Raw genomic sequence first — 20,771 nt, 5'->3', positions numbered from 1 at the left:
CCACTCACGGCCTGATCAGCCGACCGACGCCAGGTCCGTGGGCTCCTCGCGCGAGGGGGAGGGATCGGTCATGCCGGCGGTGGCGTCCCGCTCGCCGGCCAGCAGCGGGCAGGCGAGCCAGGGCTCCGGGATGCCGAACGCGTCGACCAGCGTCCGGGCGTGCGGGCGCAGCGTGCCGCAGAGCGCGTTGACCGCCTGCGTGACCGCCTTGGCGCGGCCGGCGGTGAGGTAGGCGTGCTCGATGAAGAACGCGCGGTCGCCCTCGATCACCGTGAGCGCGTGCAGCGCGAGGACGTCGGCGAGCAGCGCGCGCACCGGCGCGTCCTCGACCCGGTCGACGGCCGCGGCGAACGCGTCGAACACCAGCCGGTCGACGTGGGCGCGGGCCGCGGCGAGCAGGTGGTCCTGGGCCCCGTTGAAGATCCCGAACTGGTCCGCGCCGGGCTTGAGGGCCTTGCGCATCCGCTGCGCCGCATTGGCGAGCAGGTGCTCCTCGCGCTCGGCCAACAGCCACCGCTGGTAGGCGCGGTCGCGGACGTCGCCGCGGCGCACGAGCGCGCGCACCCCGGTCTTCTCGGCGACGGTGCCCGCGACGAGGTCGGCGGCGAAGCGTGCCTTGCCGGCCAGGTCGAGCTTCCCGACGCGTCGGCCGTAGTCCGACAGCAGGGTCTTGGCGACCAGCTGCAGCAGCACCGTGTTGTCGCCCTCGAACGTGGTGAACACGTCGGTGTCGGCCTTGAGCTGCGGCAGCAGGTTGGCCGCGAGGTAGCCGGCGCCGCCGCACGCCTCGCGGCAGGTCTGGATCGTCGAGGTTGCGTGCCAGGTGCCCACGGCCTTGATCCCGGCCGCGCGGGTCTCCAGCTCGCGCTGGCGCCGCTCGTCGATCTCGGCGCCGGGGTTCTGGAGGTCGTGCATGTCGGAGACCAGGTCGCTCTGCGCGAAGTGCAGCGCGTACGCGGTGGCGAGCGCGGGCAGCAGCTTGCGCTGGTGCACGAGGTAGTCCAGGACCACGACCTCCTCGCCGGTGGCCGGGTCCGCGAACTGGCGACGGGTGGCGCCGTAGCGGATCGCGAGCGCGAGCGCCTTCTCCGTGGCGGTGACCGCGCCGCCCGCCACGCTGATCCGCCCGCGGACGAGCGTGCCGAGCATCGTGAAGAACCGGCGGGTCTCATTGGCGATCGAGCTGGTGTAGGTGCCGTCCTCGGCCACGTCGGCGAACCGGTTGAGCAGGGCCTCGCGCGGCACGCGCACGTGGTCGAAGGTCAGCCGCCCGTTGTCGACGCCGTTGAGACCCGCCTTGACCCCGCAGTCCCCGATCGTGACGCCCGGCTGCGCGCCGCCCGCCTCGTCCCGGACGGGGACGAGCAGGGCGTGCACCCCGTGCTTCTCCCCACCCGTCACCAGCTGTGCGAAGACCACCGCCATCCGACCGTCGCGGGCGGCGTTGCCGATGTAGTCCTTGCGGGCGCCCTCGTCCGGGGTGTGGACCACGAACTCGCGGGTCGCCGCGTCGTAGGTGGCGGTGGTGCGCAGGTGCTGGACGTCGGACCCGTGGCCGGTCTCGGTCATCGCGAAGCAGCCGAGCAGCTCGCCGTCCATGATCTGCTTCAGGTACCGGTCGTGGTGCTGCGCGGTGCCGAGCACCTGCACCGCGCCCCCGAACAGCCCCCACTGGACGCCGGCCTTGACCAGCAGCGACAGGTCGCCGTAGCCGAGCATCGCGAACGCGGTGACCACGCCGCCGACGTCGCCCCCGCCGCCGTATGCCGGGTCGAAGCCCTGGTGGGGGCGGCCGCTCTCGGCCAGGCGGTGCAGGTTCTCGGTGGTGAGCGCGCGGTAGTCGGCGGTGCTCAGGTCCGGGTCGGGGTGCACCGACAGCGCGCCCATCTGGGTGCGGACGTCGTCCCGGACGGCGGCCCAGCGCCCGTCGAGGACGCTCTGCAGCGTGCGCGGGTCGACGGTCATGACGTTCCCTCCTCGGTGCGGTCGACCACCCCGGACAGCCCGGTCCACGCCAGGGCCGTGAGGTGATCGGCCAACTGCTCCTTGGTCGTACCCGCCGAACGGGCGATCCAGTTGTCCGCCGCGGCGCGGACCATGCCCACCACGCCGTGGCCCCACGGCACGGCGGGCGCGGGGTCGGCGCCGACGGCGACCAGCTGCTCGGCGATGACCTCGGCGACCTGGTCGCCCACGAGGGACACGAGGTCGGCCACCGGGTCGGCGCGCAGCTCGCGCTCGACCAGCGGGCGGTGCACGACGAACCGGTACACCTCCGGGTCGTGCTCGATCAGCCGCAGGTAGGCGGCGATGGCCGCGGCGGTCCGGGCGCGCGGTCCGGTGGCCCCGTCGATCGCGGTGCGCACCTGGCCGAGCAGGACGTGCGCCACCCGCTCGCAGACGGCGACGTAGAGCTCGGTGCGGTCGGCGAAGTGCCGGTAGACGGCGGTCTTGCTGGTGCCCGCCGCGGCGGCGACCTCGTCCATGCCGACGCCCGCGCCGTGCGTGCGGATCGCGGCGATCGCGGCGTCGGTGAGCTCGGCGCGGCGGGTGCGCCGGTGGGCGTCCCACCGGCTGGCGCGCCGATCCCGTGCCACCTTCACGGCACCGACGGTACCGGGTACGTTGAGTACCGGCTACCCGTGGGTAAGGAGACGCCATGCCGGACACCCGGAGGAAGGCCGCCGTCATCGGCGGCAACCGCATCCCGTTCGCCCGCGCGAACGGCGCCTACGCCCGCGCGTCCAACCTGGACATGCTCACCGCGACGCTGGACGGGCTCGCGGCCCGGTTCGGGCTGGCGGGCGAGCGGATCGGCGAGGTGGCAGGCGGCGCGGTGCTCAAGCACAGCCGCGACCGCGATCTCACCCGCGAGGCCGTGCTCGGCAGCTCGCTCTCGCCCTACACCCCCGCCTACGACGTCCAGCAGGCCTGCGGCACCGGCCTGGAGACGGCGGTGCTCGTCGCGAACAAGATCGCGCTCGGGCAGGTGGAGAGCGGCATAGCCGCCGGTGTCGACACCGCGAGCGACGCACCGGTCGCGCTGAACGACGACCTGCGGCGGGTGCTGATGGCGCTGAACGGCGCGAAGACGCTGGGAGCCCGGCTCGTCGCGCTGCGCGGGCTGCGACCCGGCCAGATCGTGCCGGAGGTCCCCCGCAACGCCGAGCCCCGCACCGGGCTCTCGATGGGCGAGCACGCCGCGCGCACCGCGCTGGAGCGGCAGGTGAGCCGCGAGGCGCAGGACGAGCTCACCGTCGCGAGCCACCGCAACCTCGCCGCCGCCTACGACCGCGGGTTCTTCGACGACCTGGTCACGCCCTACCTCGGGCTCACCCGCGACCAGAACCTGCGCCCCGACTCGTCGGTCGAGAAGCTCGCGAAGCTCAAGCCGGTGTTCGGCAGGGGCGAGGGGGCGACGATGACGGCGGGGAACTCCACCCCGCTCACCGACGGCGCCTCGGCCGTGCTGCTCGGTTCCGACGAGTGGGCCACCGCGCACCGGCTGCCGGTGCTCGCGCACGTGGTCGACGCCGAGACCGCGGCCGTCGACTTCGTACACGGTCCCGACGGGCTGCTCACCGCGCCCGTGTACGCCGTGCCGCGGCTGCTCGAGCGCAACGGCCTGACGCTGCAGGACTTCGACTTCTACGAGATCCACGAGGCGTTCGCCTCCACCGTGCTCGCCACCTTGGCGGCGTGGGAGGACCCGGCGTTCGCGAAGGAGCGCCTCGGCCTGGACGCCCCGCTGGGGTCGATCGACCGCGCGAAGCTCAACGTCGCCGGCTCGTCCCTGGCCACCGGGCACCCGTTCGCGGCCACCGGCGGCCGGATCGTCGCGACGCTGGCGAAGCTGCTGCACGAGAAGGGGTCCGGCCGCGGCCTGATCAGCATCTGCGCGGCAGGAGGCCAGGGCGTGGTGGCGATCCTGGAGGCGGCGTGACGACGACGACCCCCGCGCACCTTGGAGCCACGATGCACACTTTCGGCCCCCAGAACCGGCACCTTGGAGCCAACGTGCGGATTTTTGGGCCGCTGAAGTGCGACCTTGGAGCCAACGTGCGGGTGGGGGGTCGGTGATGAGCAACGACACGCTGCGCGATCTCTCGCAGAACCGGCTCGTCCAGCGGCTCGGGGTGCCGCGCATCCCGGTGCTGCGCCGTTACTCCCCGGGCCAGCCGCTGCTCGACGGCCCCGCGCTCGTCGGTGCGGTCGGCGGGGGCGGGCTCGCCGACGGCGTCCGCGCGCTCCTCGCCGACGCCGGCGCCCCCGAGGCGGGCGAGGAGGGGAAGGTCGCCGCCGCGGTGCTGGACGCCACCGGCGCGCGCACCCTCGACGACCTCGCCGCGGCGCAGCAGTTCCTGACGCCGGCCGTGCGGCGGCTCGCCCCGTCCGGGCGCCTGCTCGTGCTCGGCCCGGTCGCCGACCCCGAGGACGTCGAGGCGTCGGCCGTCGCCCAGGCGTTCGAGGGGCTGGTCCGGTCCGCGGGCAAGGAGGTGCGGGCAGGGGCCACGGCGAACCTGCTGGTCGCCGCGCCCGACGCGGGAGCCGACGCGCTCGCTTCGACGCTGCGGTTCTTCCTGTCCACCCGTTCGGCGTTCGTGTCCGGGCAGGTCGTGCGGGTCGCCGCCCCGGTCGGTCCGGTCGAGCCGGGCGAGGGGGCCGCGCCGCTCGCCGGGCGGATCGCCGTGGTCACCGGCGCCGCGCGGGGCATCGGCGAGGCCATCGCCGACACCCTGGCCCGCGACGGGGCCACGATCGTCGCCGTCGACGTCCCGGCCGCGGGCGACGCGCTGGCCAGGGTCGCCAACCGCACCGGGGGCACCGCGTTGCAGCTCGACATCACCGCTCCCGACGCACCCGCCCGGCTGCTCGCGCACCTGCGGGAGCGGCACGGGCGCGTCGACGTGGTGGTGCACAACGCCGGCATCACCCGCGACAAGCTGCTCGCCAACATGGACGCCGACCGCTGGAACGCCGTCCTCGCGGTCAACCTGCGCTCCCAGCTCGCGATCAACGCGGCGCTGCTGGCCGACGCCGCCCTGCTCGGTGCCGCCGCGCGGATCGTCTGCATCTCGTCGATGAGCGGGATCGCGGGCAACCGCGGGCAGACCAACTACGCGGCCAGCAAGGCGGGCGTGATCGGGATGGTCCGCGCGCTCGCCCCGCGCCTGGCCGAGCGGGGGGCCACGATCAACGCGATCGCGCCCGGGTTCATCGAGACCGCGATGACGGCGAAGATGCCGCTCGGCACCCGCGAAGCGGGCCGGCGGGTCAGCAGCCTGCGCCAGGGCGGGCTGCCGGTGGACGTCGCCGAGGCGGTGGGCTGGCTCGGCCGGGCCGCGTCGGGCGGTGTCACCGGGCAGGTCGTGCGCGTCGACGGCCAGAACATGCTGGGGGCCTGATGCCGACGCTCGGCCCGCTGTACGTCAAGGCCGCGCTCGGGACGGTCGGGCGCCGGGGCGCCGATCTGCCCGAGACGGTGCTCGCGCGCGAGGGCGTCACCGTCGACCGGGACCGCCTCGCGGAGTACGCCCGCGTGTGCGGACTCCCGGTGGCGGATGCGCTCCCGGCGACCTACCCGCACGTGCTGGCCTTCCCGCTGCAGGTGGAGCTGATGGCGCAGCGGTCGTTCCCGCTGCCGCTGCCCGGGCTCGTGCACGTCCGCAACGGGATCACGCTGCACCGGGCGGTCGACGCGGCCGAGCCCCTCGCCGTGCGCGTGCACGCTGAAGGGCTGCGCGCGCACCCGAAGGGCGCCCAGGTCGACCTCGTCGCGCGGGTCGACGCCGGCGGCGAGGCCGTGTGGGAGGGCCGCAGCACCTACCTCGCGCGCGGCGCGACCGCCACCGAAGGTGCGGCGGACACGCCCGCGCCGCCCGGCGTCGACGCCGGGGCACCGGCCGCCACCTGGCGCGTCGACGCGGGCACCGGCCGCCGCTACGCGCGCGTGAGCGGCGACGTCAACCCCATCCACCTGAGCAAGTGGACGGCGAAGGCGTTCGGCTTCCCCCGGGCGATCGCGCACGGCATGTGGACGGCCGCCCGGGTGCTCGCCGCGCTGCAGGGCCGGCTGCCGGAGGCGCTGACCTACGACGTGGCGTTCGGCAGGCCGCTGCTGCTCCCGTCGATGGTGGAGCTGCGCACGGCCCGCTCCGGAGACGGCTGGGACGTGGAGGTCCGCGGCCGCAAGGGTCCGCACCTCACGGCCACGCTCCGCCCCACTCCCTGACGAACGGCACCTTCGTCGGCCAGGCACCGACGGAAGTGCCGTTCGTCGAGATCGCGCGTCACTAGACTCGCTGCTCATGGCACGTCCCAGGCGGGTTCGGCGGTGGGTCATCGACTGGCCCGCCCGGATCGCGCTGGCGGTCGTCGTCGTGTTCGCGAACGTCGCGGGCGCCGTCGTCGTGTTCGTGCTCGCCGCGTGGGTGCTGCCGGAGGGCCCGCTCGCCGACCCCGTCCGGGTCCGCGCGCTGAACATGATCGCGCTCGGGGGGTACCTGCTGGTGGCGCTGCCCGTCGGGCTGCTGTGGGGTGGCAGGCGGTTCCGGTTGCGCCCCGGCGAGGCGGACGCCGAGCAGCGCCGGGAGCGGCGGATGGTGCTCTACGGGCCGCTGCGGCTCGTCACCGTCCAGGCGGTGCTCTGGGCATTGGCGGTGGCGGTGTTCGTGCTGCTCAACCTGCCCTACTCGGTGCGGCTGGCGGTCTCGGTGGGCGAGACGATCCTGCTCGGCGGCATCACCACGTGCGCGCTGGCCTACCTGCTCAGCGAGCGCATCCTGCGGCGCACGGCGGCTCGCGTGCTGGCCGCGCGCCCCCCGAAGCCGCGGCCCGGCCTGCCGGGGATCGTCGTGCGCTCGTTGCTGTTCTGGGCGCTCGGCACCGGCGTGCCGGTGGTCGGCCTCATGCTGACGGCCGTCTCGGCGCTGGTGTACGGCGACGTGCCGGCCACCCGCCTCGCCGTGATCGTGCTGGCCATCGGGGGTGTCGCGCTCGGCGCGGGCCTGCTCGTGAACGTGGGGGCCGCCCGGGCGGTGGCCGACCCGGTCAACGCGGTGCGCCGCGCGATGCGCCGCGTCGAGCGCGGCGAGCTCGACGCGGGCGTCACCGTCTACGACGGCACCGAGCTGGGCCAGCTGCAGTCCGGCTTCAACACGATGGTCGCCGGCCTGCGGGAGCGGGAGCGGATCCACGACCTGTTCGGCCGGCAGGTCGGCCGCGACGTCGCGCGGGCGGCCGCGGCGGCACAGGAGGTCCGGCTCGGCGGGGAGGTCCGCTGCGTCGGCGTCCTGTTCGTGGACCTCGTCGGGTCGACGGCGCTGACCGCGCAGCGACCGCCCGAGGAGGTCGTCGAGCTGCTCAACCGCTTCTTCGCGGTCGTCGTCGAGGTGGTCGAGGAGCACGACGGCTGGATCAACAAGTTCGAGGGCGACGCCGCGCTCGCGGTGTTCGGGGCGCCCGTGGACGGGGAGGACCCGGCAGGCTGCGCCCTCGCGGCCGGGCGCGTCCTGGCGGCGCGGCTCGCGTCCGAGCTGCCGGACGTCACCGCGGGGATCGGGATCTCGGCCGGGGACGCCGTCGCGGGCAACGTCGGGGACGTGCGGCGCTACGAGTACACCGTGATCGGCGACCCGGTGAACGAGGCCGCGCGGCTCACCGACCTGGCGAAGTCGGTGCCGGGCCGTGTGCTGGCCGCGGCGGACGCCGTCGCGATGGCCGCTCCCGAGGAGGCCGCCCGCTGGGAGCTCGGCGACCCGACCCGGCTCCGCGGCCGCCCGGCGCCCACGAGGCTCGCCACGCCCGTGGAGCGGACGAGGGCGGCGGCGGGCGAGCCGGAGGAGCCGGCAGCGCCATTCGTCGGCGGGCACCCGGGCAACGCCGGATGACCGCCGGTGACCGGGCCGCCTACCGGCTGCTGCCGGCCGGACGACCCGGCCTCACCTCAGGTGCCGGGCGAAGAACCGGCTCGCGTCCTCGCCCGCGAACCGCGGGACGCCGGTGTGCCCGCCCGTGTTGGCGTGCAGCGTCTTCTCCGTGGAGCCGAAGGCGTCGAACAGGTCCAGGGCCATCTGCCGGTCGTTCCCTTCGTCGTCCCACTGCAGCAGGACATGCAGGGGGATGGTGACCCGTCGGGCCTCCTCGAACACGGTGCGGGGCACGAAGCTCCCGGCGAAGAGACCGGCGGCCGAGATGCGCGGCTCGACCACCGCCAGCCGGACGCCGATGGCGATCACCCCTCCCGAGTACCCGACCGGGCCGCCGATCCCGGGCAGCGCGAGGAGGGCGTCCAGGGCGGCCCGCCACTCCGGGACCGCCTGGTCGACCAGCGGGAGGACGAGCCGGTCGACGATCTCGTCGTCGACCGGCCCGCCGGCCTCCAGCGCCCGGCGCAGGTCGGCGCGGGCCTGCTCGGCGGCGGCGGAACGCGGCCGGTCACCGCTCCAGGGGAGCTCGATGGTGGCCGCGGCGAAGCCGTCCGCCGCACAACGCCGGGCCCGGGCGGCCAGCCGGGGGTACATCGTGCGCAGCCCGCCGGGGTGACCGAGCAGGATCAGCGGGGCCGGTGCGGCTGCAGATCCGGGCGTCCACAGGATGCCGGGGACCTCGCCGAGGGTGAACCCGCGTTCGAGGACGCCGTCGTCGAGGCGCTGTTCAGAGGTGAGTTCCATGGTCGTGCCTTTCGGGAGCGCTCGTGAACGGCGCTCCCGGACGACCTATCGCCCGACCGTGACCCCGGAGAGGAGCACCCATGTCGACACTGCGTTCACGGGTACCACCTCCTCGTTCTCCCGCACGGCCTCCGGGAAGCTAGCAGCGGCCACCGTGGTCCGCCACCGGGTTCTCGCTCCGGCTGCACGGCGACCGCACGGGCCGGAACGGCGGGATCTTGGCGCTCCGTGTCCGGAAACCGCGCGCTCCTCGTCGGTGGGCGGAACTAGCGTCGGGGCCATGAGCTCCTCGACCACCCCGGTCGTCGCCCCGGCCTCCCGCCACCGGTGGAGCGCGCTCGCGGCCGTCTCGGTCACCGTGCTCGCGTGGGCGTCCGCGTTCGTGGCCATCCGCGCGGTCGGGGAGGTCTACCAGCCGGGCCCGCTGACACTGGGCCGCCTGCTCGTCGGCTCCCTCGCGCTCGGCGCCGGGCTGCTCGTCACCCGCCGCTGGGTGTGGCCGACGCGCCGGGAGTGGGCGCTGGTCGCGCTCTGCGGGCTCTCGTGGTTCACCGTCTACAACATCGCCCTGAACGCCGCGGAGCAGAGCGTCGACGCGGGCACCACGGCGATGCTGGTGAACGTCGGCCCGATCCTGATCGCGCTGTTCGCCGGGCTGTGGCTCGGCGAGGGCTTCCCGCGCTGGCTGGTGATCGGGGCGCTGGTCGCGTTCGGCGGCGCGGTGCTCGTCGGTGCGGCCACCTCGAACGCCGAGCGGGCCGACCTGCTCGGTGTGCTGCTCTGCCTCGTCGCGGCCGTCACGTACGCGATCGGGGTACTGGCGCAGAAGCCGGTGCTGCGCCGGCTGCCCGCACTGCAGGTCACGTGGCTGGCCTGCACGATCGGCGCCGTCGTCTGCCTGCCGTTCGCCCCGGCACTGGCCACCGAGCTGGCCGCGGCCCCGGCCGCGGCGACGGCCGGTCTCGTCTACCTCGGTGCCGTGCCCACGGCGCTGGCGTTCAGCACCTGGGCCTACGCGCTGGCCCGCATGGATGCCGGGCGGCTCGGCGTCACCACCTATGTCGTGCCGCCGATCACCGTCGTCATGTCGGCCGTGCTGCTGGGCGAGCTGCCGGCGTTCCTCGCGATCGTCGGCGGGGCGGTCTGCCTGGTGGGTGTCGCGCTCTCCCGCCGTCGCTGACCCGGCCCTACCGCAGCTCCCCGAAGAACTCCCGGATGTCGGCCACGAGCGTCTCCGCGTCGACCATCGCCACCATGTGGCTCGCGGCCTCGCGGCCCGACCAGTGCACGATGTCGTTGCCCCGCGAGGCGATCCGGCGGAAGGCGTCGGGGCCGCCGTGGGACACGCCCGTGGGGACGAGTGCCTGGTCGACCGGCATGCCCGCGGCGCCGTCGTAGTACGTCCAGGACGACGTGCCGCCGGTGCCGGTGAACCAGTACAGCGACGCCGTGGTGAGCAGCTGGTCGCGGTCGAGGTGGGGCAGCAGCGCCGCCGCGCCGTCGGGCCAGCCGTCGAACTCGGCGAGCCGCTCCACCAGGTAGGCCAGCTGCGCGACGGGCGAGTCCAGCCAGCCGTAGGCCAGCGTCTGCGGCCGGTTCGCCAGGTAGGGCGCATAGCCGCTGCCGTCGGAGAACAGGGACGCCGGCCGCTCCAGCCCTGCGCGGTCGTCGTCGGTCAGGCCCTCCAGCTCGTCCGGGTCACCGGTCGGGATGCCCAGCCCGCCGGTGATGTGCACCCCGACGAGGTGCTCCGCGTCGACGAGCGCCAGCTGCGGGGACACCAGTGCACCGGCGTCGTTGCCGTGCGCGCCGTAGCGCTCGTGGCCCAGCCGCGCCATCAGCTCGGCCCAGATCCGCGCGACGCGTTCCGCCGTCCACGGCCGCTCGTCGGCGGGCTCGGGGAAGGGCGAGAACCCGAACCCGGGCAGCGACGGCACCACCACGTGGAACGCCCGGTCCGGGTCGCCCCCGTGGGCCCGCGGGTCGGTGAGCGGGCCGATCAGGCCCATTAGCTCGGCGACCGAGTTCGGCCAGCTGTGCGTGAGCACCAGCGGGAGGGCGCCGGGCTCGGGTGAGCGGAGGTGCAGGAAGTGGACCAGCTGCCCGTCGATCTCCGTGCGGAACTGCGGGAACGCGTTCAGCCGGGCCTCCTGCGCCCGCCAGTCGAACCCGGTGCGCCAGTGCTCGGCCAGCTCACGCAGCTGCGCGACCGGCACCCCCCGGCTCCAGCCGCCGGGCAGCTGCCGCGGCCAGCGGGTGCGGCCGAGGCGGTCGACCAGGTCGTCCAGGTCGGCCTGCGGAACGTCGATGCGGAAGGGGCGGATGTCCTCGGTCATGCCCGGGGACGGTAGGAGGCATGTAGGTCAAGGATCGTCATACATCGGGGACGCGGTAGTCCTCGTCCCGCGCGTCGGTGATCAGCATGTGCCCCGGCGCGTGCGCGATGGCGAGCGCCGGCCGGGACTCGACGACCGCGGCCTGCGGGGTGACGCCGCACCCCCAGAACACGGGCACGTCACCCGGCTCGAACCGCACCGGGTCGCCGTAGTCGGGGGCGTCGATGTCGTGGATCCCGAGCTCGCGCGGATCGCCGACGTGCACCGGAGCGCCGTGCACCGCCGGGTAGGCCGCCGTGACGCGCACGGCCGTCCCGACGAGCGCCTCCGGCACCGGGCGCATCGACACGACCAGCGGGCCGCTCACGGCCCCTGCCGACCGGCAGCGTCGCGACGTCCGGTACATCGGCACGTTGACGCCCTGCTCCACGTGCCGGACCGGCACACCCTCCGCGGCCAGCGCGCGCTCGAAGGTGAAGCTGCAGCCGATCAGGAAGCTGACCAGGTCGTCGCGCCACCACTCGCGCACGTCGGTGGGTTCGGCGGCCAGCTCCCCGTCGACGTAGACGCGGTAGCGCGGGATGTCGGTACGGATGTCGCCGTCGAGCAGCGGCCCGGCGACCGCGCCCGCCTCCAGCACGTCGAGCACCGGGCAGGGTTGCGGGTTGCGCTGGGCGAACAGCAGGAAGTCCCAGGCCAGCTCCCGCGGCACCGTGATCAGGTTGGCCTGCGTGTACCCGTCGCACCAGCCTGCCGTCGGGGTGACGAGGCCGGCGCGGAACCGGTTGCGGGCTTCGGAGGGTCTCACGCGTTCTCCTTCCAGGGCGGGGCGACGAACCGGAAGCGCACCCGCTGGCCGGGCCGCACCTGGGCGACGCGGTCGACGTCGGCGTCCAGGACGACGGCGACCACCGGGTAGCCGCCCGTCACCGGGTGGTCGGCGAGGAACAGCACCGGCTCCCCGCCGGGTGGCACCTGCACCGCGCCGCGGACGATCCCCTCGCTGGGCAGCTCCTGCGACCCGGCCCGTTCCAGGGAGGCGCCCTCCAGCCGCATGCCCACCCGGTCGCTGCGGCTGGACGCGGTCCAGGTCGTGCGGGCCGGTGCGGTGGGGTCGGTGAGGAAGTCCGCCCGCGGGCCGGGGACGGCGCGGAGCACGACCTCGCCGTCGGGCGGGACCGCCACCGGGGCGACGTCGAGCAGCGGCACCGCGTCCGGCTCCGGCCCCACCGGCAGCACCGTCCCGGGCGCGAGCTTCTCGGGCCCGAGCCCGGAGAGGACGTCGGTGCTGCGCGACCCGAGCACCGGCGGCACCGCGATGCCGCCACGTACCGCGAGGTAGGTGCGCAGGCCGGTCGGCGGTGTTCCCAGCCGCAGCACCTGGCCGTCGCGGAGGCGGACCACCGCGTGGTGGCCGACGGGCGTGCCGTCGACGTCGGCGGGCGCCGGGGCGCCGGAGAGCGCCACGGTGAGCCGGCCCCGGGCCCGCACGGCGAGCCCGCCGAACACCACCTCGATGCCCGCCGCGCCCTCGTCGTTGGCGACGAGCCGGTTGGCCAGCCGCAGCGCGGCGCGATCGGCCGCCCCCGAACGCCCGACCCCGGTGGCGGCGAGCCCGGGCCGCCCGAGGTCCTCGACGAGGGCGAGCGCCCCGGTCGCGAGCACGTCCAGCGCGCGGCTCACGGCTGCGACCCGGTCACCGGATCTCCCGGAAGACCACCGTGCAGCCCGGCTGCAGGAGCGCGCCCCGGTCCAGGTTCCACAGCTCCGCCCCGGTGCGCCCGATCAGCTGCCAGCCGCCGGGGGACGAGCGCGGGTAGATGCCGCTGAACTCCCCGGCGAGCCCGACCGACCCTGCAGGCACCGAGGTGCGCGACTCCGAGCGGCGGGCGACCTCCAGCCGCGGGTCGCCGCCGACCAGGTAGGCGAACCCCGGTGCGAACCCGCCGAAGGCGGCCCGCCACGGCGTGCCGGTGTGCGCCGCGACGACCCCGTCGGCGCCGAGCCCGGTGAGCTCGCCGACCTCCTCCAGGTCGGGCCCGTCGTAGACGACCCCGATCTCCACCCGCTCCCCGTCCGGCGGCGCCGCGCCCGGCTGCACGTCCAGCTCCAGGACAGCGCGGCGCACGGCGGCGAGGTCCGTGCCGGGGCGGACGCACAGCAGCACGGTGCGGGCGGCCGCGACGACGTCCAGGACGCCGTCCGGCGGCGCCGCGCGCACGGCGTCGGCGAGCGCGAGCACCTCGGGCAGCCCGTCGACCTCGACGAGCAGCCCGGCGTCCCCGCAGGGGAGCACCTTCACCCCGGCTCCTCCGCGAACGCGCGCAGCCCGACGCCGGCCGCGTCCAGCCCGGCGCGCACCGCGGTGGCCATGGCGACCGCGCCCGGGGAGTCGCCGTGCACGCACGCCGACTCCGCCCGCACCCGCACGTCGCTGCCGTCGACCGCGGTGACGACGCCCTCGGTGACCATCCGCAGGACGCGTGCCGTGACCTCGGCCGGGTCGTGCAGCAGGGCTCCCGGCTGCGACCGCGGCACCAGGGTGGCGTCCGGCGTGTAGCCGCGGTCGACGAAGAACTCGCGGACGGTGCGCAGACCCGCCGCCTCGGCGGCGTCGAGGAACTCCGAGCCCGGCAGGCCGAGCACGGGCAGCGCGGGGTCGTAGGCCCGCACGGCGGCGACCACCGCCTGGGCCTGCGCCTCGTGGTGCACGATCGCGTTGTAGAGCGCGCCGTGCGGCTTCACGTACCGCACGCGGGTGCCCGCCGCACGGCACATCCCCTCGAGCGCCCCGATCTGGTAGAGGACGTCGTCGGCGAGCTCCTGCGGCGACACGTCGAGGAACCGCCGGCCGAAGCCGGCGAGGTCGCGGTAGCCGACCTGCGCCCCGACCGCGACCCCTCGTTGCGCGGCCAGGGTGCAGGTCCTCCGGAGAGTCGTGGGGTCGCCCGCGTGGAAGCCGCACGCCACGTTGGCGGAGGTGACGATGGCCAGCATCGCCGCGTCGTCACCGAGCTCCCAGCGGCCGAAGGACTCACCGACGTCGGAGTTGAGGTCGATGGTGTTCGGGTGCATGCCCTGCATGCTCACAGCTTCGCGAGCGCCGTGAGGGACGCGTAGCCCATGTAGAGGGTGAGCAGCCAGGCGAGGACGCCGATGCCGAGCAGCCACGCCGGGTAGCGGTAGCCGCCGAGCAGGTCGCGGCGCCGCCACGCGACCCAGAGGATCACCGTGAAGCCGATCGGCAGGATCAGCCCGTTGAACGCGCCGGCGAACACCAGCAGCGTGGCCGGGGCCGTCCCGAGCACCAGGTAGATCACCGCCGACAGCGCGATGAACGCCACGGTGAGCAGGTTGCGCCGCCGGTCGCTGGTGTTCCGGGAGGTCAGGAACGACACCGACGTGTAGGCGGCGCCGATCACCGAGGTGATGCTCGCGGCCCACAGGATGATGCCGAACAGCCGCAGGCCGACCTGCCCGGCGGCGGCCTCGAACGCGCTGCCGGCCGGGTCGTTCGAGGCCAACGTGACCCCGCCCGCCACCACGCCGAGCACGGCGAGGAAGAGCACGACCCGCATCACGCCGGTGACCAGGATGCCGATCACCGAGCTGCGGGCGATGCCCCGGGCGTGCTCCGGGCCGGTGAGGCCGGAGTCGAGCAGCCGGTGCGCCCCCGCGTAGGTGATGTAGCCGCCGACGGTGCCGCCGATCAGCGTGGTGATGACGAGGAAGCTCACGGTGTCGGGGAGCACGGCGTTGCGCAGTGCCTCGCCGACCGGCGGCCCGGAGACCACCGCGACGTACGTCGTCAAGATGATCATCACCCCGCCGAGGACCACGACGATGCGGTCGAGCGCCACGCCGGCCCGCTTGCTCAGGAAGATCGCGATGGCGATCGCCGCGGAGATGCCGCCGCCGATCTTGACGTCGACGCCGAGCATGGCGTCGAGGCCGAGCCCGGTGCCGCCGACGTTGCCGATGTTGAAGACGAGCCCGCCGATCACGACGAGCCCGGCGAGGACGTATCCGACGCCCCGCGCGACCTCGTTGCCCAGCTCGTGACCGCGTCGGCCGGACACCCCGATCACGCGCCAGACGTTCAGCTGGACCGCGATGTCCACCAGGATCGAGGCCACGATCGCGAACGCGAACGCCGCGCCGAGCTGCGCGGTGAACGTGGCGGTCTGGGTGATGAAGCCCGGACCGATCGCGCTCGTCGCCATCAGGAACATCGCGCCGATCACCGCACCGCGGCTCGTGGCCGAGCTGACGGCGGCCACCGCCTTCGCGTCGCTCATGAGTTGCCTCCCGGCGGGACGTGACCGGCGGCACAGCACGCGCCGGTGGGAGGCAGCGTAAGGATCGTTCAACGATCCGGCAATACTTTCCGCGAGTTTTCCGCGCCACCCCCGACGAACGGCACTTTCGTCGGCTAGGTGCCGACGAGAGTGCCGTTCGTCGCCTGGAGGTTGTGCTGTACACGGGCGGGGGACGGGCGGACACTGAGCGCGACCGCGTGGGAGACCGCCGGCGCCGGGTGTGCCCGCCCGGACCGGTGCGCGGTCAGGGCCGTCGACCGACACCCCCTCCTCGGTCGACGGCCGCCTCCCACCTGCCGTCAGCTCCCCTGCGCCGGCGGGCAGAAGGCCGTGGCGAACAGACCGACGACCGTCTCGGTCGTGCTCCCCCCGCGCTCGAGCGGGCTGTAGGAGAGGGTCAGCTGCCGCCCGGAATCCGTGGTCATGGCGTAAGTGAGGTACCCGAGCAGCTCGCCACCGTGCCCGACGACCGTGACGCCGCACGGGAGGTCGAACTCCTGGAGCCCGAGCCCGTACCGGAACCCCTGGCCGCCGGTGTCGACCGTGTCGCGCATCGCGGCGAGCGCGCCTCCGCTGATCAGCTCACCACCGAGCAGGGCCGCGAGGAAGCGGTTCAGGTCGCTCGTCGTCGAGATCATCTCCCCCGCTGCCCAGTCCAGCGACGGGTCCATCTCGGTGACGTCGACCATCCCCACCCCGTCGACCTCGACGACGGCGCGCACGTGCGGCTCGGGCAGGTGCGGGTCGGAACCGGGGACGGTGGTGTGGTTCAGCTTGAGCGGCCGGAGGATCCGGTCGGTGATCGCCACGCCGTAGGGCTGTCCGGTGAGCCGCTCGACGAGCAGACCGGCGATGACGTAGTTGGTGTTCGAGTAGTGCCAGCCCTGCCCCGGAGCGAAGTACGGCGGCGTCGCGAACGCCACGTCGAGCAGCTCCTGCGGCCGGTAGGTGCGGAACCGGGCCTCGCCCCGCCAGCGGTTCGTGGACCAGTCGCGTTCGTGCGCGTAGTCGTAGATGCCGCTGGTGTGGTCGAGGACCTGCCGGACCGTGATGGCGTCGCCGCCGGGCACCAGGCCGGGAAGGTGCCGGGCGATCGGGTCGTCCAGGGCGAGCCGGCCCTCGTCGACCAGCTGCAGGACCACGGTGGCCACGAACGTCTTCGTCACGCTGCCGATCCGGAACCGGCCGGATGCGTTGGCCGCGACGGACGAGGAGGGCTCCTGCGGGCCGGCGCTCGCCGCCCACTCGTGGTCCCCCTCCTCGATCCGCAGCAGGGCCGCTGACGCAGCCCGCGTCTCGACCAGGCGGTCGAGTGCGGACTGCAGCGCAGAACGGGGGAAGGGGTCGGGGACCGGGAGGGAGCACGCGGCTACGGCGATGCCGGCGAGCAGCGCGACGAGGACGGACGTCGATCTCACGGGAGCGACGCTAGGAACAGGGGGTGCCCGAGCCCATGGGGTGTTCGGCGCCGCGCAGTTGTGGTTCTCCACAGGGCGCGGCGGTGGCCCGCCGGAGTCAGGGCAGGTCGCGCAGCGCGGCCAGCGCCATGCGGCGCAGGAGCGCCGCCGCCTCGGGGGTGCGCCCGGCGTGCGGCGTCGAGTTCAGCAGCCCGAACGCGCCGTGGGCCGCGGTGCGGGCGGCGTCCACCGGCAGGCCGGGGTGGGCCCGGCGCAGCGCCTGCACCCAGATCTCGACGTAGGTGCGCTGCAGGCGGCGCACCTGCCGGCGTTCGGTCGCGGGGAGGTTCGCGAGGTCGCGGTCCTGCACGACGATGAGCTCCGGCTCGCGGCGGGCGAAGTCGGCCTGGAACTCCACCAGTGACGTGAGCAGCTCGTGCGGATCGGTCGTGGCCACGGCGAGCGCCTGCCCGCCCGCGAGCAGGTGCTCGCTGATCCCGACGAGCATCTCCGCGAGCAGGGCCTCCTTGCCGGGGAAGTGGCGGTAGAGGGCCGGGCCGCTGACGCCGACGGCGGCACCGAGCTCGGCGATGCTGACCCCGTGGAACCCGCGCCGGGCGAACAGCTGCGCGGCCACCGCCAGGATCTGCTCCCGCCTGCTTCCGGCGGGGGGTGCGGCAGGGGTGGCCATGGGCGCAGCCTAGCCATCGGTTAACGCCCGCTAACCCTCCCCGCGGCGCTCGCCGCCGTCGGGGCGACGACGGCTGGCAGGCCGTTGATCGTGCTCAGCGCGGGCACAGGCTCGCTCGCCTACCCTGTGGGGATGCCACGGCCGCTGGGATGGCTGCGCGCGCGCATGGGCGTGCGCGCCGTCTCGGCGTTGTCCGCGGCCGTCGTGGTCGCACTCGCGCTGCTCGTCGCGGGCGCCGCGCTGCTGCTGCTCGTGCAGCAGTCGTTGCGCGCGTCGGTGCAGGCGGAGGCCGAGCAGCAGGCCGGGCTGATCGCCACCAGGCTCGACCAGAACTGGCAGGGCGAGGCCAACGAGAACGCGCGCGAGGCGCTGAGCGCCCTCACCCGGGAGTCCGACGACCTCGCGCAGGTGGTCGTCGAGTACGGCGACACGCCGCAGCGGACCCTCGAGGCGGGCACGGACCCGTTGGGTGGCTACCGGGACGGCACCCCGATGTCCGACATCCGGCCCGACGACGGCGAGACCGTCGTCCGGACCGACGTTCCCGTCCGCAAGGTCGACGGCAGCGTGGTGGACACCGTGCTCGTGGCGATCGCGGGCCAGTCGGCAGGCAACGACGTGGTCGTGCTGTACGCGGCGCCGCTGACCGTCGTCGACCACACGACCGGCACGCTGCTGTTCTACCTGCTCTGCGGCGTCCCGCTGCTCATCGTCGTCGCCGGCCTCACCACCTACCTGTTCTCCGGCCGCGCGCTGCGCCCCGTGGAGGCGATCCGGGCGCAGGTCGCGGAGATGACGGAGAAGGACCTGGGGCAGCGCGTGCCGGTGCCGCGCGCACGCGACGAGGTGGGCAGGCTCGCCGAGACGATGAACGCGATGATCGCCCGGCTGCAGGACGCGCAGGGGGTGCAGCGGCGGTTCGTCGCCGACGCCAGCCACGAGCTGCGCAGCCCGCTCGCCACGATCGCCACGGGCCTCGAGCTGATGCAGAGCGGCACGGTCGACCGCAGCACGATCACCGCGCTGCGGGGCGAGACCACGCGGCTCAACAAGCTCGTCGAGGCCTTGATCCTGCTCGCCCGCGCCGACGAGCGCGGGCTGCAGCCCCGCCGCGAGGAGGTGGACCTCGACGAGGTCGCCGAGGGCGAGCGCGGCCGGCCCGCCGACGGGAAGGTGGTCGCCGAGGTGCGCACCGTCCCGGTGCGCGTGGTCGGCGACCGCGGCCAGCTGGCCAGGGTCGTCCGCAACCTGGTCGACAACGCGCGCCGGCACGCCCGCTCCCGCGTCCTCGTCACCGTCCGGCAGGACGCCGACGCCGCGGTCCTCGAGGTCTCCGACGACGGTCCCGGCGTGCCGCCCGCCGACCGCGCCCGCGTCTTCGAGCGGTTCGTCCGCCTCGACGACGCCCGCGCCCGTGCCGACGGCGGCTCCGGGCTCGGGCTGGCGATCGTCGCCGAGGTCGTGGCGGCGCACGGTGGTCGGGTCGAGGTCACCGACGCCCCGGGCGGTGGCGCGCTGTTCCGGGTCCGGTTGCCGGTCGCTGCCGCGCCCGAGCCGCAGCCGGACGAGCCGCCCGCCCCGGCGGCTGCGTCCGCCGGCCCGGCGGCCACCACCCGACCGGCCCCGGCCACGCGGCCCGTCACTGCGGGTCCGCCGTCCGCCGCGACGCCGGGCCCGGCCGGTCCGGGGGCGCCGGCGCCGTCCCCGGCACCCACCGGGAAACCGGTGCCCGCCGCGGCTCCGCCCGCGACCGCCGGCGCCGGGGGGAAGTCCGGTCCCGCCGCAGGCCCGGCCGGGGCGGGGACGCCGCGACCCGCCGCGGATCCGGGATCTCCGGGCCAGACGGGGACGCCGGTCTCCTCGCAGGCGTCCGACCGCGCCGGGGCGCCCGCCGCCGAGGACCGGCCGGCCGGCCCCGCGGACCCCGCACCGGGCTCCGCCCCGGCAGCAGGCGACCGGGAGCCGGGCCGCGACGAGCCCGCGCGGCCCACCCGCCCGGGTGCGGAGGGGGCTCCGGACGGCGGCGCCCGGTCCGGGGACGGCCGTGCAGCCGAGCGACCGAGCCGCGGTCCTGATCGCGTTCGCCGTCCTCGGCCCGTCATGCCGACACGGCCCCTGCCGTTGCCCCGTCCCGCGTCGCCCCGCGCCGAGGCGCCGCAGGGCACGCCGCCGCAGGGCACGCCACCGCAGGGCACGCCGTCCCCGGGCACGCCGCCGCGGGGCGTTCCGTCCCGGCCGGATCCCGCCGGCGCCGCGCCGCCCGCCCCCCGCCCCGGCGGCACGCGGCCCGTCACCCGGTGGTCCGCGCCGCCGTGGTCCGGGTCGCCGCGGCCCGCGTCCCCCTGGTTCGCGTCTCCGCGGCCCGGGAACGGTCGCCCGGCCACCGAGCCGGGATCTCCGCGGCCCGCGAACGCGGAGCGGCGTTCACCGGACGGGTCCGGATCCGGCAGCGATCGCCCTGCGCCGGAGAACGGCCGAGCATCCGGGGTGCAGGCGGGCGGGCACCCCGGTCCCGCGCCCCGGCCGCGCGGCGGCGGGCAGCGCCCGGTGCGCGACGACGAGGCCCGCCGCGACCCGGTCACCGCCCCTTACGGCGTCCCGGCCGTGCCGCCCGCCGAGCCCGGCCCCGACGACGAGCACCGCCCCGACGACGAGCGCCGGACCTCACCCGTGCCCCGGCCTCAGCCCGGCTCGGCCATCCGGTAGCCGACCCCGCGCAGCGTCTCGATGCTGGCGGTGCCGAACGGGGCGTCGATCTTGCGACGCAGGTAGCCGACGTACACCTCGACGACGTTGACCTCGCCCTCGTAGTGGGCGTCCCACACGGCGCGCAGGATGTCGGTCTTCGTGACGACCTCGCCCGCGTGGCGCATGAGGTGCTCGAGCACGCCGAACTCGCGGGGCGTCAGGGTGATCTCGACGTCGCCGCGGTGCACGCGGTGGCGGGCCGGGTCGAGGCTGAGGTCGCCGACGGTCAGCACGGTGGGGCGGGCCTCGCCCGCACGGCGCAGCAGCGCCCGCAGCCGGGCGAGCAGCACGACGAACGAGAACGGCTTGACCAGGTAGTCGTCGGCGCCCAGGTCGAACGCGTCGGCCTCGTCGTACTCGCCGTCCTTGGCCGTGAGCATGAGCACCGGCGTCCAGACCTCGGCCGCGCGCAGGCGCTGCAGGATCCGGTAGCCGGACAGGCCCGGCAGCATGATGTCGAGCACCACGACGTCGTGCTCACCGGTGCTGGCCGCGGCGAGACCCGAGATGCCGTCGTGCACGACCTGCACCGAGTGCCCCTCGGCGGCGAGCCCGCGCCGCACCATCTCCGCGAGTGGAACCTCGTCCTCGACCAGCAGTACGCGCAC

18 protein-coding genes are annotated in these 20,771 nt (G+C 75.2%); 6 read left to right on the top strand and 12 right to left on the bottom strand.

Annotated elements, in window-relative coordinates:
- Nucleotides 1–15: 15 nt before the first annotated feature.
- Nucleotides 16–1,965 carry an acyl-CoA dehydrogenase family protein gene (locus FB558_RS13140; protein WP_142052309.1) on the bottom strand — a complete coding sequence of 650 codons (1,950 nt, stop codon included), beginning with the start codon at nt 1,963–1,965 and terminating at the stop codon, nt 16–18.
- Entirely contained in the window at nt 1,962–2,603 is a 642-nt protein-coding gene (locus FB558_RS13135) for a TetR/AcrR family transcriptional regulator (RefSeq protein WP_142052307.1), read from the bottom strand. The genes FB558_RS13140 and FB558_RS13135 overlap by 4 nt, the downstream gene beginning before the upstream one ends.
- A gap of 56 nt (nt 2,604–2,659) precedes the next feature.
- On the opposite strand from FB558_RS13135, the gene FB558_RS13130 reads away from it, so the two are divergent.
- From FB558_RS13130 to FB558_RS13115, 4 genes are all read left to right on the top strand, one after another.
- Nucleotides 2,660–3,943: an acetyl-CoA C-acetyltransferase gene (locus tag FB558_RS13130; protein ID WP_142052306.1), complete on the top strand. Its 1,284-nt coding sequence runs from the start codon at nt 2,660–2,662 to the stop codon at nt 3,941–3,943.
- Nucleotides 3,944–4,079: 136 nt separating this feature from the next.
- Nucleotides 4,080–5,405, top strand: coding sequence for a 3-oxoacyl-ACP reductase (locus FB558_RS13125; protein ID WP_142052303.1), 1,326 nt, complete (start codon nt 4,080–4,082; stop codon nt 5,403–5,405).
- A complete protein-coding gene (locus tag FB558_RS13120; RefSeq protein WP_142052301.1) occupies nt 5,405–6,232 on the top strand; it encodes a MaoC family dehydratase in 828 nt (275 codons plus the stop codon). Before FB558_RS13125 ends, FB558_RS13120 begins: the two co-directional genes overlap by 1 nt.
- A gap of 76 nt (nt 6,233–6,308) precedes the next feature.
- Nucleotides 6,309–7,889, top strand: a complete 1,581-nt coding sequence (locus tag FB558_RS13115) for an adenylate/guanylate cyclase domain-containing protein (protein ID WP_142052299.1) — start codon at nt 6,309–6,311, stop codon at nt 7,887–7,889.
- 51 nt (nt 7,890–7,940) lie between these two features.
- Here the strand turns inward: FB558_RS13115 and FB558_RS13110 are convergent, their stop codons facing one another.
- Nucleotides 7,941–8,672 carry an alpha/beta hydrolase gene (locus FB558_RS13110; protein ID WP_142052297.1) on the bottom strand — a complete coding sequence of 244 codons (732 nt, stop codon included), beginning with the start codon at nt 8,670–8,672 and terminating at the stop codon, nt 7,941–7,943.
- A gap of 280 nt (nt 8,673–8,952) precedes the next feature.
- Here FB558_RS13110 and FB558_RS13100 point away from each other — a divergent pair, with 280 nt between their 5' ends.
- Nucleotides 8,953–9,852: a DMT family transporter gene (locus FB558_RS13100; protein ID WP_142052293.1), complete on the top strand. Its 900-nt coding sequence runs from the start codon at nt 8,953–8,955 to the stop codon at nt 9,850–9,852.
- A 7-nt stretch (nt 9,853–9,859) separates the two neighbouring features.
- On the opposite strand, the gene FB558_RS13095 is transcribed toward FB558_RS13100, so the two are convergent.
- From FB558_RS13095 to FB558_RS13060, 8 genes are all read right to left on the bottom strand, one after another.
- Nucleotides 9,860–11,008: an epoxide hydrolase family protein gene (locus FB558_RS13095; RefSeq protein ID WP_142052291.1), complete on the bottom strand. Its 1,149-nt coding sequence runs from the start codon at nt 11,006–11,008 to the stop codon at nt 9,860–9,862.
- Nucleotides 11,009–11,045: 37 nt separating this feature from the next.
- On the bottom strand, nt 11,046–11,816 hold the full coding sequence (locus tag FB558_RS13090; protein WP_142052289.1) for a putative hydro-lyase: 771 nt from the start codon (nt 11,814–11,816) through the stop codon (nt 11,046–11,048).
- Nucleotides 11,813–12,691 (bottom strand): 5-oxoprolinase subunit C family protein, encoded by an 879-nt coding sequence (locus FB558_RS13085; RefSeq protein WP_142052287.1) that lies wholly within the window; start codon nt 12,689–12,691, stop codon nt 11,813–11,815. The genes FB558_RS13090 and FB558_RS13085 overlap by 4 nt, the downstream gene beginning before the upstream one ends.
- Before the next feature lie 13 nt (nt 12,692–12,704).
- The gene (locus FB558_RS13080; RefSeq protein ID WP_142052284.1) at nt 12,705–13,310 is read right to left on the bottom strand and encodes a 5-oxoprolinase subunit B family protein; all 606 of its coding nucleotides are present in this window, start codon (nt 13,308–13,310) and stop codon (nt 12,705–12,707) included.
- Complete coding sequence (locus FB558_RS13075; protein WP_142052281.1) at nt 13,307–14,083, bottom strand: LamB/YcsF family protein; 777 nt, start codon at nt 14,081–14,083, stop codon at nt 13,307–13,309. Before FB558_RS13075 ends, FB558_RS13080 begins: the two co-directional genes overlap by 4 nt.
- A gap of 11 nt (nt 14,084–14,094) precedes the next feature.
- Nucleotides 14,095–15,306: an NRAMP family divalent metal transporter gene (locus tag FB558_RS13070; RefSeq protein WP_142052278.1), complete on the bottom strand. Its 1,212-nt coding sequence runs from the start codon at nt 15,304–15,306 to the stop codon at nt 14,095–14,097.
- Between the two features lie 320 nt (nt 15,307–15,626).
- The gene (locus tag FB558_RS13065; RefSeq protein ID WP_211366350.1) at nt 15,627–16,745 is read right to left on the bottom strand and encodes a serine hydrolase domain-containing protein; all 1,119 of its coding nucleotides are present in this window, start codon (nt 16,743–16,745) and stop codon (nt 15,627–15,629) included.
- Between the two features lie 97 nt (nt 16,746–16,842).
- A complete protein-coding gene (locus FB558_RS13060; protein WP_142052275.1) occupies nt 16,843–17,415 on the bottom strand; it encodes an SACE_7040 family transcriptional regulator in 573 nt (190 codons plus the stop codon).
- Between the two features lie 132 nt (nt 17,416–17,547).
- Here FB558_RS13060 and FB558_RS13055 point away from each other — a divergent pair, with 132 nt between their 5' ends.
- Nucleotides 17,548–20,121, top strand: coding sequence for an ATP-binding protein (locus tag FB558_RS13055; protein WP_142052272.1), 2,574 nt, complete (start codon nt 17,548–17,550; stop codon nt 20,119–20,121).
- Here the strand turns inward: FB558_RS13055 and FB558_RS13050 are convergent.
- Nucleotides 20,097–20,771 carry a response regulator transcription factor gene (locus FB558_RS13050; protein WP_142052269.1) on the bottom strand — a complete coding sequence of 225 codons (675 nt, stop codon included), beginning with the start codon at nt 20,769–20,771 and terminating at the stop codon, nt 20,097–20,099. The genes FB558_RS13055 and FB558_RS13050 overlap by 25 nt on opposite strands.

Origin of the sequence: Pseudonocardia kunmingensis (assembly GCF_006716445.1) — a bacterium.
GTDB lineage: Bacteria > Actinomycetota > Actinomycetes > Mycobacteriales > Pseudonocardiaceae > Pseudonocardia > Pseudonocardia kunmingensis.
This window is presented reverse-complemented; position numbering and strand designations above follow the sequence as displayed.

Excerpts from the sequence above, each read along its gene's own strand:
- FB558_RS13140 (WP_142052309.1), bottom strand. The coding sequence starts at position 1,965 with ATGACCGTCGACCCGCGCACGCTGCAGAGCGTCCTCGACGGGCGCTGG.
- FB558_RS13130 (WP_142052306.1), top strand. The coding sequence starts at position 2,660 with ATGCCGGACACCCGGAGGAAGGCCGCCGTCATCGGCGGCAACCGCATC.
- FB558_RS13125 (WP_142052303.1), top strand. The coding sequence starts at position 4,080 with ATGAGCAACGACACGCTGCGCGATCTCTCGCAGAACCGGCTCGTCCAG.
- FB558_RS13120 (WP_142052301.1), top strand. The coding sequence starts at position 5,405 with ATGCCGACGCTCGGCCCGCTGTACGTCAAGGCCGCGCTCGGGACGGTC.
- FB558_RS13115 (WP_142052299.1), top strand. The coding sequence starts at position 6,309 with ATGGCACGTCCCAGGCGGGTTCGGCGGTGGGTCATCGACTGGCCCGCC.
- FB558_RS13110 (WP_142052297.1), bottom strand. The coding sequence starts at position 8,672 with ATGGAACTCACCTCTGAACAGCGCCTCGACGACGGCGTCCTCGAACGC.
- FB558_RS13100 (WP_142052293.1), top strand. The coding sequence starts at position 8,953 with ATGAGCTCCTCGACCACCCCGGTCGTCGCCCCGGCCTCCCGCCACCGG.
- FB558_RS13095 (WP_142052291.1), bottom strand. The coding sequence starts at position 11,008 with ATGACCGAGGACATCCGCCCCTTCCGCATCGACGTTCCGCAGGCCGAC.
- FB558_RS13075 (WP_142052281.1), bottom strand. The coding sequence starts at position 14,083 with ATGCACCCGAACACCATCGACCTCAACTCCGACGTCGGTGAGTCCTTC.
- FB558_RS13070 (WP_142052278.1), bottom strand. The coding sequence starts at position 15,306 with ATGAGCGACGCGAAGGCGGTGGCCGCCGTCAGCTCGGCCACGAGCCGC.
- FB558_RS13060 (WP_142052275.1), bottom strand. The coding sequence starts at position 17,415 with ATGGCCACCCCTGCCGCACCCCCCGCCGGAAGCAGGCGGGAGCAGATC.
- FB558_RS13055 (WP_142052272.1), top strand. The coding sequence starts at position 17,548 with ATGCCACGGCCGCTGGGATGGCTGCGCGCGCGCATGGGCGTGCGCGCC.